Origin of the sequence: Streptomyces sp. NBC_00654 (assembly GCF_026341775.1) — a bacterium.
Classification (GTDB): domain Bacteria; phylum Actinomycetota; class Actinomycetes; order Streptomycetales; family Streptomycetaceae; genus Streptomyces.
The window spans coordinates 1,471,430-1,485,624 of record NZ_JAPEOB010000002.1; the positions used below are offsets into that span (position 1 = coordinate 1,471,430).

14 protein-coding genes and 1 pseudogene are annotated in these 14,195 nt (G+C 71.3%); 3 read left to right on the plus strand and 12 right to left on the minus strand.

The features are described 5' to 3' along the window. Window positions 1-3 precede the first annotated feature (3 nt). The 6 genes from OHA98_RS26735 to OHA98_RS26760 form a co-directional block, all read right to left on the minus strand. Entirely contained in the window at window positions 4-1,200 is a 1,197-nt protein-coding gene (locus tag OHA98_RS26735; protein ID WP_266929279.1) for an acetylornithine transaminase, read from the minus strand. After that, on the minus strand, window positions 1,197-2,111 hold the full coding sequence (gene argB, locus OHA98_RS26740; protein WP_266929280.1) for an acetylglutamate kinase: 915 nt from the start codon (window positions 2,109-2,111) through the stop codon (window positions 1,197-1,199). Before argB ends, OHA98_RS26735 begins: the two co-directional genes overlap by 4 nt. Beyond that, window positions 2,108-3,262 (minus strand): bifunctional glutamate N-acetyltransferase/amino-acid acetyltransferase ArgJ, encoded by a 1,155-nt coding sequence (argJ, locus tag OHA98_RS26745; protein WP_266929281.1) that lies wholly within the window; start codon window positions 3,260-3,262, stop codon window positions 2,108-2,110. Before argJ ends, argB begins: the two co-directional genes overlap by 4 nt. Further along, window positions 3,259-4,287, minus strand: coding sequence for an N-acetyl-gamma-glutamyl-phosphate reductase (argC, locus tag OHA98_RS26750; protein ID WP_266929283.1), 1,029 nt, complete (start codon window positions 4,285-4,287; stop codon window positions 3,259-3,261). Before argC ends, argJ begins: the two co-directional genes overlap by 4 nt. A gap of 198 nt (window positions 4,288-4,485) precedes the next feature. Then, entirely contained in the window at window positions 4,486-5,664 is a 1,179-nt protein-coding gene (locus OHA98_RS26755; protein WP_266929284.1) for a hypothetical protein, read from the minus strand. A gap of 762 nt (window positions 5,665-6,426) precedes the next feature. Next, entirely contained in the window at window positions 6,427-7,125 is a 699-nt protein-coding gene (locus tag OHA98_RS26760) for an alpha/beta hydrolase (protein ID WP_266930924.1), read from the minus strand. Window positions 7,126-7,285: 160 nt separating this feature from the next. Here OHA98_RS26760 and OHA98_RS26765 point away from each other — a divergent pair. Then, window positions 7,286-7,474 (plus strand): annotated as a pseudogene (locus tag OHA98_RS26765) (isocitrate lyase/phosphoenolpyruvate mutase family protein); the annotation flags it as partial. Window positions 7,475-7,639: 165 nt separating this feature from the next. On the opposite strand, the gene OHA98_RS26770 reads toward OHA98_RS26765, so the two are convergent. The 5 genes from OHA98_RS26770 to OHA98_RS26790 all read right to left on the minus strand — a co-directional run bounded on the left by OHA98_RS26770 (window position 7,640) and on the right by OHA98_RS26790 (window position 11,266). Beyond that, window positions 7,640-8,155 (minus strand): DUF6630 family protein, encoded by a 516-nt coding sequence (locus tag OHA98_RS26770; RefSeq protein WP_266929285.1) that lies wholly within the window; start codon window positions 8,153-8,155, stop codon window positions 7,640-7,642. 208 nt (window positions 8,156-8,363) lie between these two features. Beyond that, entirely contained in the window at window positions 8,364-8,861 is a 498-nt protein-coding gene (locus OHA98_RS26775) for a peptidylprolyl isomerase (RefSeq protein WP_266929286.1), read from the minus strand. Window positions 8,862-8,917: 56 nt separating this feature from the next. After that, window positions 8,918-10,105: a serine hydrolase domain-containing protein gene (locus OHA98_RS26780; protein WP_266929287.1), complete on the minus strand. Its 1,188-nt coding sequence runs from the start codon at window positions 10,103-10,105 to the stop codon at window positions 8,918-8,920. Between the two features lie 94 nt (window positions 10,106-10,199). Further along, window positions 10,200-10,775, minus strand: a complete 576-nt coding sequence (locus tag OHA98_RS26785) for a histidine phosphatase family protein (protein WP_266929288.1) — start codon at window positions 10,773-10,775, stop codon at window positions 10,200-10,202. A 59-nt stretch (window positions 10,776-10,834) separates the two neighbouring features. After that, window positions 10,835-11,266: a GNAT family N-acetyltransferase gene (locus tag OHA98_RS26790; RefSeq protein WP_266929289.1), complete on the minus strand. Its 432-nt coding sequence runs from the start codon at window positions 11,264-11,266 to the stop codon at window positions 10,835-10,837. Between the two features lie 221 nt (window positions 11,267-11,487). Between OHA98_RS26790 and OHA98_RS26795 the strand changes: the two genes are divergently transcribed. Continuing rightward, window positions 11,488-11,697 carry a DUF1918 domain-containing protein gene (locus OHA98_RS26795; protein ID WP_266929290.1) on the plus strand — a complete coding sequence of 70 codons (210 nt, stop codon included), beginning with the start codon at window positions 11,488-11,490 and terminating at the stop codon, window positions 11,695-11,697. Window positions 11,698-11,766: 69 nt separating this feature from the next. Here the strand turns inward: OHA98_RS26795 and OHA98_RS26800 are convergent, their stop codons facing one another. Then, window positions 11,767-13,092: a glycoside hydrolase family 10 protein gene (locus tag OHA98_RS26800; protein WP_266929291.1), complete on the minus strand. Its 1,326-nt coding sequence runs from the start codon at window positions 13,090-13,092 to the stop codon at window positions 11,767-11,769. 201 nt (window positions 13,093-13,293) lie between these two features. Between OHA98_RS26800 and OHA98_RS26805 the strand changes: the two genes are divergently transcribed. Next, on the plus strand, window positions 13,294-14,154 hold the full coding sequence (locus OHA98_RS26805) for a 3-hydroxybutyryl-CoA dehydrogenase (protein WP_266929293.1): 861 nt from the start codon (window positions 13,294-13,296) through the stop codon (window positions 14,152-14,154). Window positions 14,155-14,195 lie beyond the last annotated feature (41 nt).

Here is a 14,195-nt window from a genome sequence, read left to right on the forward strand (position 1 = left end):
TCGTCATTCTCCGGATCGTCCGTCCCCGTATGCCGCGTCGAGAGCGCCCGGCAGAATCCGCAGGAACGCGTCCACCTCTTCGTCACCGATGATCAGCGGCGGCATGAGCCGTACGACATCGGGGGCGGGCGCGTTCACCAGGAGTCCGGCTCCCTGGGCCGCCTGCTGCACCTGCGGTGCGAGGGGTCCGGTGAGCACGATACCCAGCAGCAGTCCGGAGCCGCGGACATGGGAGACCAGGGGGTGTCCCAGTCCCTCGACCTCTTCGCGGATCCGCTCGCCGAGCCGCTTGACGTTGTCCAGGGCGCCGTCGGCGGCGAGGGTGTCCAGGACGGCGAGTCCGGCGGCGCAGGCGATCGGGTTGCCGCCGAAGGTCGTGCCGTGGCGGCCCGGCGTCAGCAGGTCGGCGGCCGGGCCGAACGCGACGGTGGCGCCGATCGGCAGTCCGCCGCCGAGCCCCTTGGCCAGGGTGACCACATCGGGCTCGACACCCTGGTGGGCCTGGTGCTCGAACCAGTGGCCGCACCGGCCGATACCGGTCTGCACCTCGTCCAGGACGAGCAGGGTGCCGGTGGCCCGGGTGATCTCGCGGGCGGCCTCCAGATAGCCCTTGGGGGGCACGACCACGCCGTTCTCGCCCTGGACGGGCTCGATGATCAGCAGCGCGGTGTCGGTGGTCACCGCCGCCCTCAGGGCCGCCACGTCCCCGTACGGCACATGGGTGACCTCGCCGGGCAGCGGCAGGAAGGCGTCACGCTTCCCGGGCTGGCCGGTGAGGGCGAGCGCGCCCATCGTCCGGCCGTGGAAGCCGCCGTCGGTGGCGACCATATGGGTACGTCCGGTGAGCCGGCCGATCTTGAAGGCGGCCTCGTTGGCCTCGGCGCCGGAGTTGGCGAAGTACACCCGTCCGGTCCGGCCGAACAGCTGGAGCAGCCGCTCGGCGAGGGCGACGGGCGGTTCCGCGATGAAGAGGTTGGAGACGTGCCCGAGTGCGGCGACCTGGGCGGAGACGGCCTCGACCACCGCGGGGTGGGCGTGGCCCAGCGCGTTCACCGCGATGCCGCCGACGAAGTCGAGGTACTCGGCGCCGTCCGCGTCCCAGAGGCGGGCGCCGGAGCCGCGCGCCAGGGACAGCTGGGGGGTGCCGTAGTTGTCCATGAGCGCGCCCTGCCACCGCTTCGAGAGCCCGGCGTTGGTCATGCTTCCCCCTGTGTCGCGTGCGGTGCGTCGGGCACGACCATCGTGCCGATTCCCTCGTCGGTGAAGATCTCCAGCAGGATCGAGTGCTGGACCCGGCCGTCGATGACCCGGGCGGTCTCGACCCCGTTGCGTACCGCGTGCAGGCAGCCCTGCATCTTCGGGACCATGCCGCTGGAGAGGTCGGGCAGGAGTTTCTCCAGCTCCGAGGCGGTGAGACGGCTGATCACATCGTCGCTGTGCGGCCAGTCCTCGTAGAGGCCCTCGACATCGGTGAGGACCATGAGGGTCTCGGCGTTCAGCGCGGCGGCGAGTGCGGCGGCCGCGGTGTCGGCGTTGACGTTGTAGACGTGGTTGTCGTCGGCGGAGCGGGCGATGGAGGAGACGACCGGGATGCGGCCGTCGTCCAGCAGCGCCTGGATGGCCCCGGTGTCGATGGCGGTGATCTCACCGACCCGGCCGATGTCGACGAGTTCGCCGTCGATGGTGGGCCGGTGCTGGGTGGCGGTGATGGTGCGGGCGTCCTCGCCGGTCATTCCGACGGCCAGCGGGCCGTGCTGGTTGAGCAGCCCGACGAGCTCGCGCTGGACCTGTCCGGCCAGCACCATCCGTACGACGTCCATCGCCTCGGGCGTGGTGACGCGCAGCCCGGCCCTGAACTCGCTGACCAGGCCCTGCTTGTCCAGCTGGGCACTGATCTGCGGGCCGCCGCCGTGCACGACGACGGGCTTGAGGCCGGCCTGCCGCAGGAAGACGACGTCCTGGGCGAAGGCGGCCTTCAGCTCCTCGTCGACCATGGCGTTGCCGCCGAACTTGATGACGACGGTCCTGCCGTTGTGCCGGGTCAGCCAGGGCAGCGCCTCGATGAGGATCTGTGCCTTGGGGAGCGCGGTGTGCTTGCGGGCCGTACTCATGAGCTGTACGCGCTGTTCTCGTGGACGTAGTCCGCGGTGAGGTCGTTGGCCCAGATGACGGCCGACTCGGCGCCGGCGGCGAGGTCGGCGGTGATCGTGACCTCCCGGTAGCGCATGTCGACGAGGTCGCGGTCCTCGCCGACGCCGCCGCTCCTGCAGACCCAGACACCGTTGATGGCGACGTTGAGCCGGTCGGGCTCGAAGGCGGCCTTCGTCGTGCCGATCGCGGACAGGACACGGCCCCAATTGGGGTCCTCGCCGTGGATGGCGCACTTGAGGAGGTTGTTACGGGCGATGGAGCGGCCCACCTCGACGGCGTCGTCCTCGCTCTCGGCGTTGATCACCTCGATCCGGATGTCCTTGGAGGCACCCTCGGCGTCGCCGATGAGCTGGCGGGCGAGGTCGGCGCAGACGGCCCGTACGGCCTCGGCGAACTCCGACTTCTCGGGGGTGATCCCGCTCGCCCCCGAGGCGAGCAGCAGCACGGTGTCGTTGGTCGACATGCAGCCGTCGGAGTCGACCCGGTCGAAGGTGGTGCGGGTGGCCTCGCGCAGCGCGGCGTCGAGACCGGGCGCGTCCACGTCGGCGTCGGTGGTGAGGACGACCAGCATGGTGGCGAGGCCGGGGGCGAGCATGCCCGCGCCCTTGGCCATGCCGCCGACGGTCCAGCCCTCGCCGCCCGCGACGGCCGTCTTGTGCACGGTGTCGGTGGTCTTGATGGCGATGGCGGCCTTCTCGCCGCCGTGCTCGCTGAGGGCCGCGGCGGCCTTCTCGATGCCCGGCAGCAGCTTGTCCATCGGGAGCAGCAGGCCGATGAGCCCGGTCGAGGCGACCGCGATCTCGCCCGCGCTGTGCCCGTCGAGGACCTCGGCGGCCTTCTCGGCGGTGGCGTGGGTGTCCTGGAAGCCCTGGGGTCCCGTACAGGCGTTGGCGCCGCCGGAGTTGAGGACGACGGCGGTGACTTCGCCGCCCTTGAGCACCTGCTCCGACCAGAGGACGGGGGCGGCCTTGACGCGGTTGGAGGTGAAGACGCCCGCGGCGGCGCGACGCGGCCCGTTGTTGACCACGAGGGCCAGGTCGGGGTTACCGCTCTCCTTGATTCCGGCGGCGATACCCGCCGCCGAGAATCCCTGTGCTGCCGTGACGCTCACGGTGCCACTCCGATCGTGGAAAGACCTGTGCCCTCGGGAAGTCCGAGCGCGATGTTCATGCTCTGCAGGGCGCCGCCGGCGGTGCCCTTGGCGAGGTTGTCGATGGCGCTGATCGCGATGATCCGGCCGGCCGCCGCGTCATGGGCGACCTGGATCCGGACGGCGTTGGAGCCGTACACGGACGCGGTGGCGGGCCACTGGCCCTCGGGGAGGAGATCGACGAACGGCTCGTCCGCGAACGCCTTCTCGTAGGCGTCGCGTACGGCCTCGGCGTCCACGCCGGGCTTCGCCTTCGCGCTGCACGTGGCGAGAATGCCGCGGGGCATGGGCGCGAGGGTCGGGGTGAAGGAGACGGTGACCGGCTCTCCGGCGGCGGCGCTGAGGTTCTGGATCATCTCCGGCGTGTGGCGGTGGACGCCGCCGACGCCGTACGGGGTCATGCTGCCCATGACCTCGGAGCCCAGCAGATGGGGCTTGGCCGCCTTGCCCGCTCCGGAGGTGCCGGACGCGGCGACGACGACGGCCTCGGGCTCGGCGAGCTGTGCCGCGTACGCCGGGAAGAGCGCGAGGGAGACGGCGGTCGGATAGCACCCGGGCACGGCGATGCGCCTGGCCCCTTCCAGCGCCGCCCGGCCGCCGGGCAGCTCGGGCAGTCCGTAGGGCCAGGTGCCGGCGTGCGGGGAGCCGTAGAATTTCTCCCAGTCGGCCGCGTTCCCCAGCCGGAAGTCCGCGCCCATGTCGACCACGAGAACCTCGTCACCGAGCTGTTCGGCCACCGCGGCGGACTGCCCGTGCGGCAGGGCCAGGAAGACCACGTCGTGCCCGGCGAGAACTTCGGCGGTGGTGGGCAGGAGCACCCGGTCGGCGAGCGGCCGCAGATGGGGCTGGAGCGGGCCGAGGCTCTGTCCCGCGTTGGAGTGGCCCGTGAGGGCGCCGATCTCGACCTCGGGGTGGGCCAGCAGAAGGCGCAGCAGCTCCCCGCCGGCGTAACCGCTCGCCCCTGCCACTGCCGCACGTACCACCATCGGTATCCTCCTCGTCGATGGCATGACTATACGCAGTGCCGCACTTTTATGCAAAGAAGTACGGGGCGGTACGGGAGCGGCACCGGGCCCGGACCTCGCGTCCGGGCCCTTCAGTGTTCCGGGCGGCCCTCCCGAACGTTCCCGACGGCCCGTCGGGTCCGTACGCGGCCGATCGGCGTACGCCCGGTATTCCGCGGGTCATCGGCCTCCGGCCGGCTCCAGGCGCTCGCTCCGCGCGGCCCGCATCAGATACCCGTGGTGCTTCGCGCACAGGTCCGCCGACGCTTCGTGCGCGATCCACTGCGGCCGGACGGGCAGGAAGCGGCAGTCCGCGCCCTTGAGGTACGCCACATAGTGGTCCAGCCCCGCCGTGAACTTCCGGACGTCGCGGACCAGGGACCGCAGGAGGACCCGGTGCCGCTCCCGCAGGGACGGGCACAGATCGAGGATGCTGCGATGCCAGGTGTCGCACTCGTTGATCCCGCACGCGTCCACGAGCTTGAGGAACGCGAGCTGCCCTTCGTCGCGCACATCGACCGAGCCGTTCGCCGCCTTCAGCCAGGCCGTCATCTCCCGGGCCAGGGCGACATGGTCGCAGCAGTCGCAGGCCACCAGCAGCTCCGGGTCGGCCACCACAGTGGAGAGGTACTCCCGCTGGGTCCGCAGCAGCGCGGGCAGAGTGTCGGAGTCCTTCCAGCTCGTCGCCAGTGCGGCCTGTGTACGCTCCGGCATTCCCCGGAACACGAACCGGTGGCGCTGGCCCAGCCAGACGTAGTGGCTCCACAGGGCCCAGGCGTCCGTCTCGGCCGGGGACCACGTGTCGTCGCGGATCCGCTCCACCGCCCAGCCGACCGCGCCCCGGGCACCGGACTCGCAGAGGGTGTCGAGGAGATTGCGCTCCCCGCACACGGCCTCGTCCACGATGTCGACACTGCTACAGATGATCATCACTCCGAGGCGGGCGACCACGCTCCGCGCGAACTCGTCGCAGTCGGACTCGACATCGCCGAGGATTCCGAAGTTGACGAGTTCGGAGCCCAGCAGGATCGGCAGCGGGTCCACTCCCGCGGGCAGGGCGACATCGCACAGCCAGTGCGCGTCCACCCGCCCGCCGGAGTCCACGCCCTGGCTGAGTCCGAGACACACCGCTTCTTCCGCGTCGCGCACCCGGCCCGGCAGCGTCGTCTCCCGCTGCACCTTCAGCCAGTCCGCGTACCCGTAATGGTCTCCGCCCTGATAGTCACATGCCCAGCCGAGGCCCAGCCGCGATGCCGCCCAGAGGTCCGACCGGTCACGGGCGAGCGGGAATCCGCTGGTCAGCACCAGGATCGCGCATTCGCCGACATGGTCGGCGCACAACTCCGGAGCGGGCCGCAAGAACGGGTTCCTGCCGAGCAGCGAAATCCTTTCACCGCCTCCCGGATATTCGAAGTGACTTTCCCGATGCCATTCCCGCAGCACATCGCCCACCACTTTGAGGACACTGCCCAGGATTGCCGCCTTGGTAATCCCGGAAGCATCCCCGCTCTCCGCCTTCAGCAGATCTTCGAGAAAGGCGCCACGACTGGCTTTCTCGGGAATATCCGCGGCCCGGTACGCGGCAGCCAGCCAGCGTCCGCCGCACTCCGCGCACACCAGGTCGCGCCCATGGCCGCAGCCGCAGAACCCGGACGGCGATGCCGGAACATGCGAACCGAGCGCCGAAAAATACCCATATGCCGTACGGATCAGGGAATCCATGTCGGCCACCTCACCGAGAGGTGACTGGAATTGTTCGCCGAAATTCACCGTTCGCTCCCCGGCATGAGCACATACGGCGAAAATCGGCCAACTCTGATGACTCATATCTGCTACCACCCGGAAATTTCGGCCTTCCCGCACGCGCATGCCGGTACGTTGAGCCCGCATGCGCCCTCGCACCCGGGGGCGGCGCAGTGCCGACGACAGCCCGGGCGGGCCGACACACAGTGTGAGAGCGCGCCCGGCAATCTGACCAGGCGTGACATAGGCGCAGAAAGATCGAACTACGGCGCGCTACCCGCGCGCTCCCCCCACGCGCCACCCCCGGTCCTCCGTGTCCGGGCAGGACGCACGGTCACACGACCGCAGGACGAACCGGGCCGGCCGGTCCGGGAGGCCTCAGCCGGTGCCGCGGTCGTCGGCCGCGGCCTCGATGAGATCGGCGACGGCCTGGGGCCGGGAGGCCAGGGACGCGTGGCCGGCGGCGAGTTCGACGGTCCGCCGGGGGTTCATGCGCGCGGCCATACGGCGCTGGTTGTCGGGGTGGATCATGTGGTCCTCGGTGGAGACCTGGTACCAGGAGGGCTTGGTCCGCCAGGCCGGGGCGGTGACGGTGTCGCCGAAGGTGGAGGCGAGCGGGGCCTTCTGGGTGACGGCCATGACCCGGGCCTCGTCGGCGGGCAGGTCCTGACAGAAGCTCTCGTGGAACTTGTCCTGGGCGACCCACAGATAGCCGTCCGAGTCCGGGGCGAGGTTGTCGGCCGCGGCGGGCGGGTGTTCCTGGGTGATCCCGCCGGGGCTCTCGCCCGCGTCCGGGGCGAACGCGGCGATGTAGACGAGCCCGGTGACCTGGGGCAGGTCACCCGCCTCGGTGATGACCGCGCCGCCGTACGAGTGGCCGACCAGCAGGACGGGGCCCTCCACCTGGCGGACCATCTTGCGGGTGCGCTCGGCGTCGTCGGCCAGCGAGGTGAGGGGCATCTCCACCGCCCGGAGCGAGCCATGACCGCGCCGGTCCAGCTCGGTGATCACATGCCCCCAGTGGGCGGCCCCGCCCCAGAATCCATGGACCAGGACGATCGTGGGCCCGTCCGTCATCTCCACGCACCAACTCTCCGGCTCGGTTCCGTGACACTCGCCGCCCACGCTAGGACCGGCTCGCCGCCCCTGCCATCCGGGAGACGCGCGTGCCTCCGCGCACAGGGGCCGGGGCCGGGGGCCGAAGGACCCGGCGGTGGTGCGCCCCCCGGCGGGCGGGGTGTTCGTCCTGGGCGCGTTCGACGAGGAGACGGTCTCGGCCCTGGCCGACGGCGTACCGGCGCCCCTGAACCTGCTGACCGGACCCGGTGCGCTCCCCGTCCCCGCGCTGGCGAAGCTCGGGGTCGCCCGGGTCAGCGCGGGATCCGCGATCGCCGAGGCCGCCTACGCCGTGGTCTCCCGCAGCGCGCGTGAACTCCTCACCAGCGGTACGAGCACGGCATTCGCCGACGGGCTCCCGTACGAGACCGTCAATGCCGCGATGACCGGCCGGACCTCCGCCTCCCCCCAGCCCCGACGGCCGTCCCGCGGGCCGCGGCGGACCCAGGGGTTCACGGACGACGGGCGCCGGTCATCACGCGCCGGGGCTCAGGACGGTGAATCCCGCGCTCCTGGCGAGTGCGGTCAGCTCCTGGGCCCGCGCGGCGCGCACGATCACCACGGGATAGCAGTCGGACTCGATGTCGAGAACGGCCGTCGCGGCCCCGACCTCCCGGTAGTGACGGCCGCACGCCTCCAGGAACTCGAAGGCCGGCAGAAGCATCTCGTCGGCGTCGAACAGCACCCAGGGGTCGACGGACGGGCGGGACTCCAGCCGGCCGAGCAGGGAGCGGATCTCGCCGGGGTCCTCTTTCCAGTCGAACTCCGCGAGCAGCCCGTTCTCGGTGAGCGCGTCGATGAGTGCTATCCAGGCGAGGTTCGCGACGGGCTCGTCGATGCCCCGGTCCTCAAGCGCGTCCGCGTGGTCGCGGAGGTAGCCGGCGGGGTCGTCATGGGCGTACAGCGTCCGCTCGGCGACTGCCGGACGGGCGGGCGCCAGCAGGGTGGCGATGGCTTCGAGGGACGTACGGACGGCGTCGGTGCCGGACATGGTGCGGACTCCTTCGGCAGCCGGGCGGCTGCGGCCTGGACACGGATGCGGACACCCCGTTCGGCGTCCGGGAGGCACCCTTCCACACGGGTACGACAACGGGCCGGGCACAGCCCGGCCCGGCCCGGCCGCCCGGGGCGAGGCGCCGGCCGACGGTGCGACGTCGGCCGGCCGGCTCAGCCGCGGGCCCGTACAGGTCCTGGAAAGGTCAGAGAACGCCGCAGTCGGCGATGGTGACCTTGGCGCGGGTACGGCCGTTCGGCGTGCCCAGGCTCTCGATCTTGCGGACCAGCTCCATGCTGTCCTCGCCGTCGACCTCGCCGAAGACGACGTGCTTGCCGTCCAGCCAGGAGGTCACGACGGTCGTGATGAAGAACTGCGAACCGTTGGAGTTCGGTCCGGCGTTGGCCATCGACAGCAGACCGGGACGGTCGTGGGTGAGCTTGAAGTTCTCGTCGGCGAACTTCTCGCCGTAGATGCTCTTGCCGCCCGTGCCGTCGCCCCGGGTGAAGTCGCCGCCCTGGAGCATGAAGTCCGGGATGACCCGGTGGAAGGAGGAGCCCTTGTAGCCGAAGCCCTTCTCGCCGGTCGCCAGGGCACGGAAGTTGTCCGCCGTCCTGGGCACGACGTCGTCGAACAGGTTGAAGTTGATCCGCCCTGCGGGCTCGTCATTGATGGTGATGTCGAAGAAGACCTTGGTTGTCATGGAGCCATCCTCACACTCCTGACAACCACAGGTGAAACCCGGGGACGGCCGATGAATCACCGAGCCGGGTTCCGGGGCCGCCCGCCCGGCCGCCGGAGCGCCGCGTACACCGCCTCGACCAGCGCTCTCTTGCGCGGGTCGTCCGTGATGCCCGTACCCATCCGGTTCATGACATAGCCGAGCGCGACTCCGGCCTCCGGGTCGGCCAGGCCGCAGGAGCCGCCCGCGCCGTCGTGGCCGACCGCCGCCGGGTTGGGGCCGTACGAGCGGTTCGGGCCGCTCAGCCACAGGCCGAGTCCGATCTCGGTGTCATGGGCGAAGCCGGGGCCGAGCACCAGGTCCCGGCAGCTGCCCTGGCCTTCACGGACCCGTTCGGCCGCCCTCTCCGACAGGACGCGCCGGCCGGCCAGACTGCCGCGCCCGGCGACGATGCCGTACAGGGAGGCGACCGCACGGGCCGTCCCGTGGCCGTTGGCCGCGGGGATCTCGGCGGACCGCCACCGCGGTGTGTTGGCCACGGCCACACCGGTGGCGGGGTTGGCGAGAGAGGCGATGGCCACCGGCCGCAACCGTGCGAAGTGCTCGCCCCCCTCGTCGCTCAGGGGCTTCGCCCGGACGAGTTCGGCGACGCGGTCCGTGTCCTTCTCCGGGAGCCCGAAGGTGAAGTCGATGCCGAGCGGCCCGGTGATCTCCCGCCGCAGGAACTCCCCCGGCATCAGCCCGCTGATCCGGCGGACCACCTCACCGACCAGGAAACCGTAGGAGAGCGCGTGGTAGCCGGACCGGGTGCCGGGCTCCCACCAGGGTTCGGTGGCCGCCAGCCGGGCACAGGTCAGCTCCCAGTCGTACAGCTCCGCCAGGGTGTGCGGCTCGCGGAGTCCGGCCAGGCCGGCCCGGTGCGAGAGGAGGTGGCGTACGAGGACGGATCCCTTGCCGGCGGCGGCGAACTCCGGCCAGTACGCGGCGACGGGCGCGTCCAGGTCGAGCAGGCCGCGGTCGGCCAGGAGGTGGGCACAGAGGGCCATGGGCCCCTTGCCGGTGGACCAGACGTTGACGAGGGTGTCCCGCTCCCAGCGGCGGGTCCCGGCCGCGTCCGCCCAGCCGCCCCAGAGGTCGGCCACCGGCGTCCCGTCGACCAGGACGGTGACGGCCGCACCCAGCTCGCCGCGCTCCGTGAAGTTCCGCTCGAACGCCTCGCGCACCCCGGCGAACCGTTCGTCGCAATGACCCTGGATCTGCGGCACCCTGGCCTCCTCGTCCGGGGCCCACGCCCACGGGAACCCTGCTGCCCGTAACGTACCGACCGGTCGGACCGGAGGAAAGGCGCCGGGCGGCCGGTCAGCCGGCACCGGCTTCGAGGTTCACGCTCCAGCGGCCCGGGAGACCGGTCAGCGTGAGGGTGGAGAGCGGGCGGACGTCCACGTTCCAGTACGCCGGTGGCGGGGCGTTCAGCGCGTAGACCAGGGCGGCACGGATCACCGCCGGTTCGGCGACCGCGACGATGAGACCGTCGCGGGCGGGGCGGGTGTCCAGCCAGCCCCCTATCCGCGAGATGAAGGCGTGCAGCGATTCACCGCCGTGCGGGGCGGAGCGCGGGTCGGCGAGCCAGGCGTCGACCGCGGCCGGTTCACGGGCGGTGACCTCGGCCAGCGTCAGGCCCCGCCAGCGGCCCATGTCGCAGTCCCGGAGGGCGGGCTGCGCCATCGGCGCGAAGCCGAGCGCGTCGCCGGTCGCGCGACTGCGCGGGGTGGGCGAGCAGTAGCGCAGTTCGGCCCCGCCGAGCGGCACCAGGGTGTGCGCGACCAGCTGGATCTCGTGCCAGCCGGCGTGGTCGAGCGGCCGGTCGTCGTCGAAGCGCTCGGCCAGCAGGGAGGAGCTGCGCGCCGCGGCGACCAGGCAGAATCGAACACTCATGGCGGTGATCGTGGGGCCGAACGCCACGCCGGTCAAGGGGGCGGGCCCGGGATGCCGGATCAGGCGGGCCGGAGGGACATCCACTTCTCCGGGTTGTCCAGTCCGGTGAAACCGACCTTCTCGTACACACCGTGGGCGTCGTCGGTGGCCAGCAGCAGCCGTCGTACGCCGGTGGGGGCGAGATGGTCGCGGACGGCCTCCACTATCCGGGTGCCCAGGCCGTGGCCGCGGGCCGGGCGGTCGACGTACACATCGCAGAGCCAGGCGAAGGTGGCCTGGTCGGTGACGACCCTGGCGTACGCGACCTGTTCGCCCGACGCGGTGTCGTACGCGCCGAAGTTCAGCGATCCGGCGATGGCCCGGTCCTGGTGCTCGCGGGCGCGTCCGAGCGCCCAGTAGGCGTCGGTGGAGAGCCAGTGGTGGATACGGGCCGGGTCGAGCCGGCCGGGGTCGGCGGAGATCTCGTAACGGTGCTCGGGAGTTTCGCTCATGGCCGGAGGCTATCGCCCCGTTCGGGGCGGGCGAAGAGTCCGTCGCAGGCGGTGCGCGGCCTGCGGACGCCCTCCGTGATCTCCGCCGGGCCGGAGACCGCCGCGCAGCTCGACCGGACATGCCCGTCCGTATCGCGGCCGCCCCGCGTGCGGGAGGCGATCCTGGCGTACGGTCATAGACTTGTCGACATGGATCACCATCCGTGAGGAGGTCACTCCCGATGGAGGCACACGCCGGCGACCGGCTGCTGACGCACGGCAGGACCGTGGGGCAGCACGACCGTGTCGCGGAGATCATCGAAGTGCTCGGCGACGGGGGTGCTCCCCCGTACCGTGTGCGCTTCGCCGACGGACACGAATCACTGGTGTCACCCGGGCCCGACAGCGTCGTGCAGCACACCGCAGCGGAGAAGGACCGGGGGACGTACTAGGAACCGGGGGCCGAGGGCCGGGGGCGTGCGCCCCCGGCCCCGGCGCACCCCGCCGGTTCAGCCGCCGGTTCAGCCGCCGCTTCGTCCGTCGGCGCCCGGGGCGCGACGGTCACCGGACCGCCTGACGGCGCTCGGATAGTGATCGGCCGCGACTCGCGCCAGCGCGCCGATGCGGTCGGCCAGTACAGCTCTGCCCGAGAAGAAGATGTGCCCGCCGACGCCGCCGTAGTCACGGGCGAAGGTGAGGTGGCGGGACAGCTCGGCCGGGTCCTGCCAGGCAGCGGGCTGGGCCGGGTCGCCGGCCTTGTAGAGCGCCTCCCCCACATAGAGGTCGACGCCCGTGCCCCGTACGGTCTCGTTCCACCAGGGCAGCAGCTTGGCGTAGTCGGCTGCGGCGAACCCGAGGTTCCAGTAGATCTGCGGGCAGATGTAGTCGATCCAGCCTTCCTTGATCCACTTACGGGTGTCGGCGTACAGGTCGTCGTACGTCTCCACCCCGGCCCGGGTGTCCGAACCGAGCGGGTCGCTCGTCGCGTTGCGCCACACCCCGAAGGGGCTGATCCCGAACCGGACACCCGGCTTGATGGCCTTGATCCGCTCGGCCGTCTCCCGCACCAGCCGGTCGATGTTGTCGCGGCGCCAGGCGGCCCGGTCCGGGAAGCCCGCGCCGTGGCGCGCGTACGCGTCGTCGTCGTCGAAGACCTGGCCGGCCACCGGATAGGGGTAGAAGTAGTCGTCCCAGTGGACCGCGTCGATGTCGTACCGGCGCACCGCGTCCAGCATCGCGTCCTGGACGAAGCCGCGGACCTCGGGCAGCCCCGGGTTGTAGTAGAGCTTCCCGCCGTACGGCAGGATCCACTCCGGGTGCAGCCGTGCCGGGTGGGTGGCGATGAGCTTGGAGGGGTCCGTGTGGTTCGCCACGCGATACGGGTTGAACCAGGCGTGCAGCTCCAGTCCGCGGGCGTGCGCCTCGCGCACCGCCGTACCCAGCGGGTCCCAGCCCGGGTCCCGGCCCTGCACTCCGGTGAGGCACTGGGCCCACGGTTCGTACGGTGAGGGCCACAGCGCGTCGGCGGTGGGCCGGACCTGAAGCACCACGGTATTGAGCCGGAGCGCGACGGCCCTGTCCAGATACCCGGTCAGCTCGGCCTTCTGCTCCGCCACCGTACGGCCCGACGCGGAGGGCCAGTCCAGATTCGCGACCGTGGCGATCCACATCCCGCGCAGTTCGTTCCGCGCCACCGCGCGGCGGTGCCCACGCGCCTTGTGCGGCTTCCCGCTCCGTTCCCTGTCGCGGGCCGCCGCACCCGAGGATGCCATGGCGTCACCGCCCGTCGTCGCGGCGATCAGCGCGGCCGCGCCCGCCACGAGCGCTCTTCTCCCCAGATGCCTCATTTCCTGCACCCTCCACCTCTCCACCTCTTCGTACGCGACCGGTAGCACTGCGTGACGCACATCATGCCCGTTGACAGCCGGTTGACCCGCGGACCATCGGGGCCGCGTCGCGGAGTAACGTCGGGGGGTCGAGGCGGGCACCGGAATCACACGGGACCCTGCGATACGGAGAACGGCGAAAGGCACGAGGTGACGGACTCTATGGCCGACATTGCACGCGTCGGGGTGGTGGGCTGTGGCCAGATGGGCGCAGGTATCGCGGAGGTGTGCGCGCGCAGCGGCCTCGAAGTGAAGGTGGCCGAGACCACCGGCGAGGCGCTGGAGATCGGCCGCACCCGGCTGCACAACTCCCTCTCGAAGGCCGCCGAACGCGGCAAGATCACCGAAGCCGAGCGCGACGAGACCCTCGGCCGGCTCAGCTTCACCACCGACCTCGGTGAGTTCGCCGACCGCGATCTCGTCATCGAGGCCGTCGTGGAGAACGAGCAGGTCAAGACCGAGATCTTCCAGGTGCTCGACCAGGTGGTGACCCGGCAGGACGCGATCCTGGCGTCCAACACCTCCTCCATCCCGCTGGTGAAGCTGGCCGTCGCGACCTCGCGCCCGGACCGGGTCATCGGCATCCACTTCTTCAACCCGGCCCCGGTGCAGAAGCTCGTCGAGCTGATCCCGGCGCTGACCACCTCGGACGAGACCATCGCGCGCGCCGAGTCGGTCGTCCACGACGTGCTCGGCAAGCACGCGATCCGCGCCCAGGACCGGTCCGGTTTCGTCGTGAACGCGCTGCTGATTCCGTATCTGCTCTCCGCGATCCGGATGTTCGAGTCGGGCATCGCCAGCCGTGAGGACATCGACAACGGCATGGAGCTCGGCTGTGCCCACCCGATGGGTCCGCTGAAGCTCGCCGACCTGATCGGTCTGGACACGGTGGCCTCGGTGGCCGACTCGATGTACGCCGAGTTCAAGGAGCCGCTGTACGCCGCTCCCCCGCTGCTGCAGCGCATGGTGGACGCGGGCCGGCTCGGCCGCAAGACAGGCTCGGGCTTCTACCCGTACGCCTGACCCGTGGCGCCACTGCCCCTCCGGGGCCGGCCGGGACGCCC

Coding starts and splice junctions, on each gene's coding strand:
- OHA98_RS26790 (WP_266929289.1), bottom strand. CDS start 11,266: ATGAGCGAAACTCCCGAGCACCGTTACGAGATCTCCGCCGACCCCGGC.
- OHA98_RS26785 (WP_266929288.1), bottom strand. CDS start 10,775: ATGAGTGTTCGATTCTGCCTGGTCGCCGCGGCGCGCAGCTCCTCCCTG.
- argB (WP_266929280.1), bottom strand. CDS start 2,111: ATGAGTACGGCCCGCAAGCACACCGCGCTCCCCAAGGCACAGATCCTC.
- OHA98_RS26735 (WP_266929279.1), bottom strand. CDS start 1,200: ATGACCAACGCCGGGCTCTCGAAGCGGTGGCAGGGCGCGCTCATGGAC.
- OHA98_RS26770 (WP_266929285.1), bottom strand. CDS start 8,155: ATGTCCGGCACCGACGCCGTCCGTACGTCCCTCGAAGCCATCGCCACC.
- OHA98_RS26775 (WP_266929286.1), bottom strand. CDS start 8,861: ATGACAACCAAGGTCTTCTTCGACATCACCATCAATGACGAGCCCGCA.
- argC (WP_266929283.1), bottom strand. CDS start 4,287: ATGGTGGTACGTGCGGCAGTGGCAGGGGCGAGCGGTTACGCCGGCGGG.
- OHA98_RS26795 (WP_266929290.1), top strand. CDS start 11,488: ATGGAGGCACACGCCGGCGACCGGCTGCTGACGCACGGCAGGACCGTG.
- OHA98_RS26805 (WP_266929293.1), top strand. CDS start 13,294: ATGGCCGACATTGCACGCGTCGGGGTGGTGGGCTGTGGCCAGATGGGC.
- OHA98_RS26800 (WP_266929291.1), bottom strand. CDS start 13,092: ATGAGGCATCTGGGGAGAAGAGCGCTCGTGGCGGGCGCGGCCGCGCTG.
- OHA98_RS26760 (WP_266930924.1), bottom strand. CDS start 7,125: ATGACGGACGGGCCCACGATCGTCCTGGTCCATGGATTCTGGGGCGGG.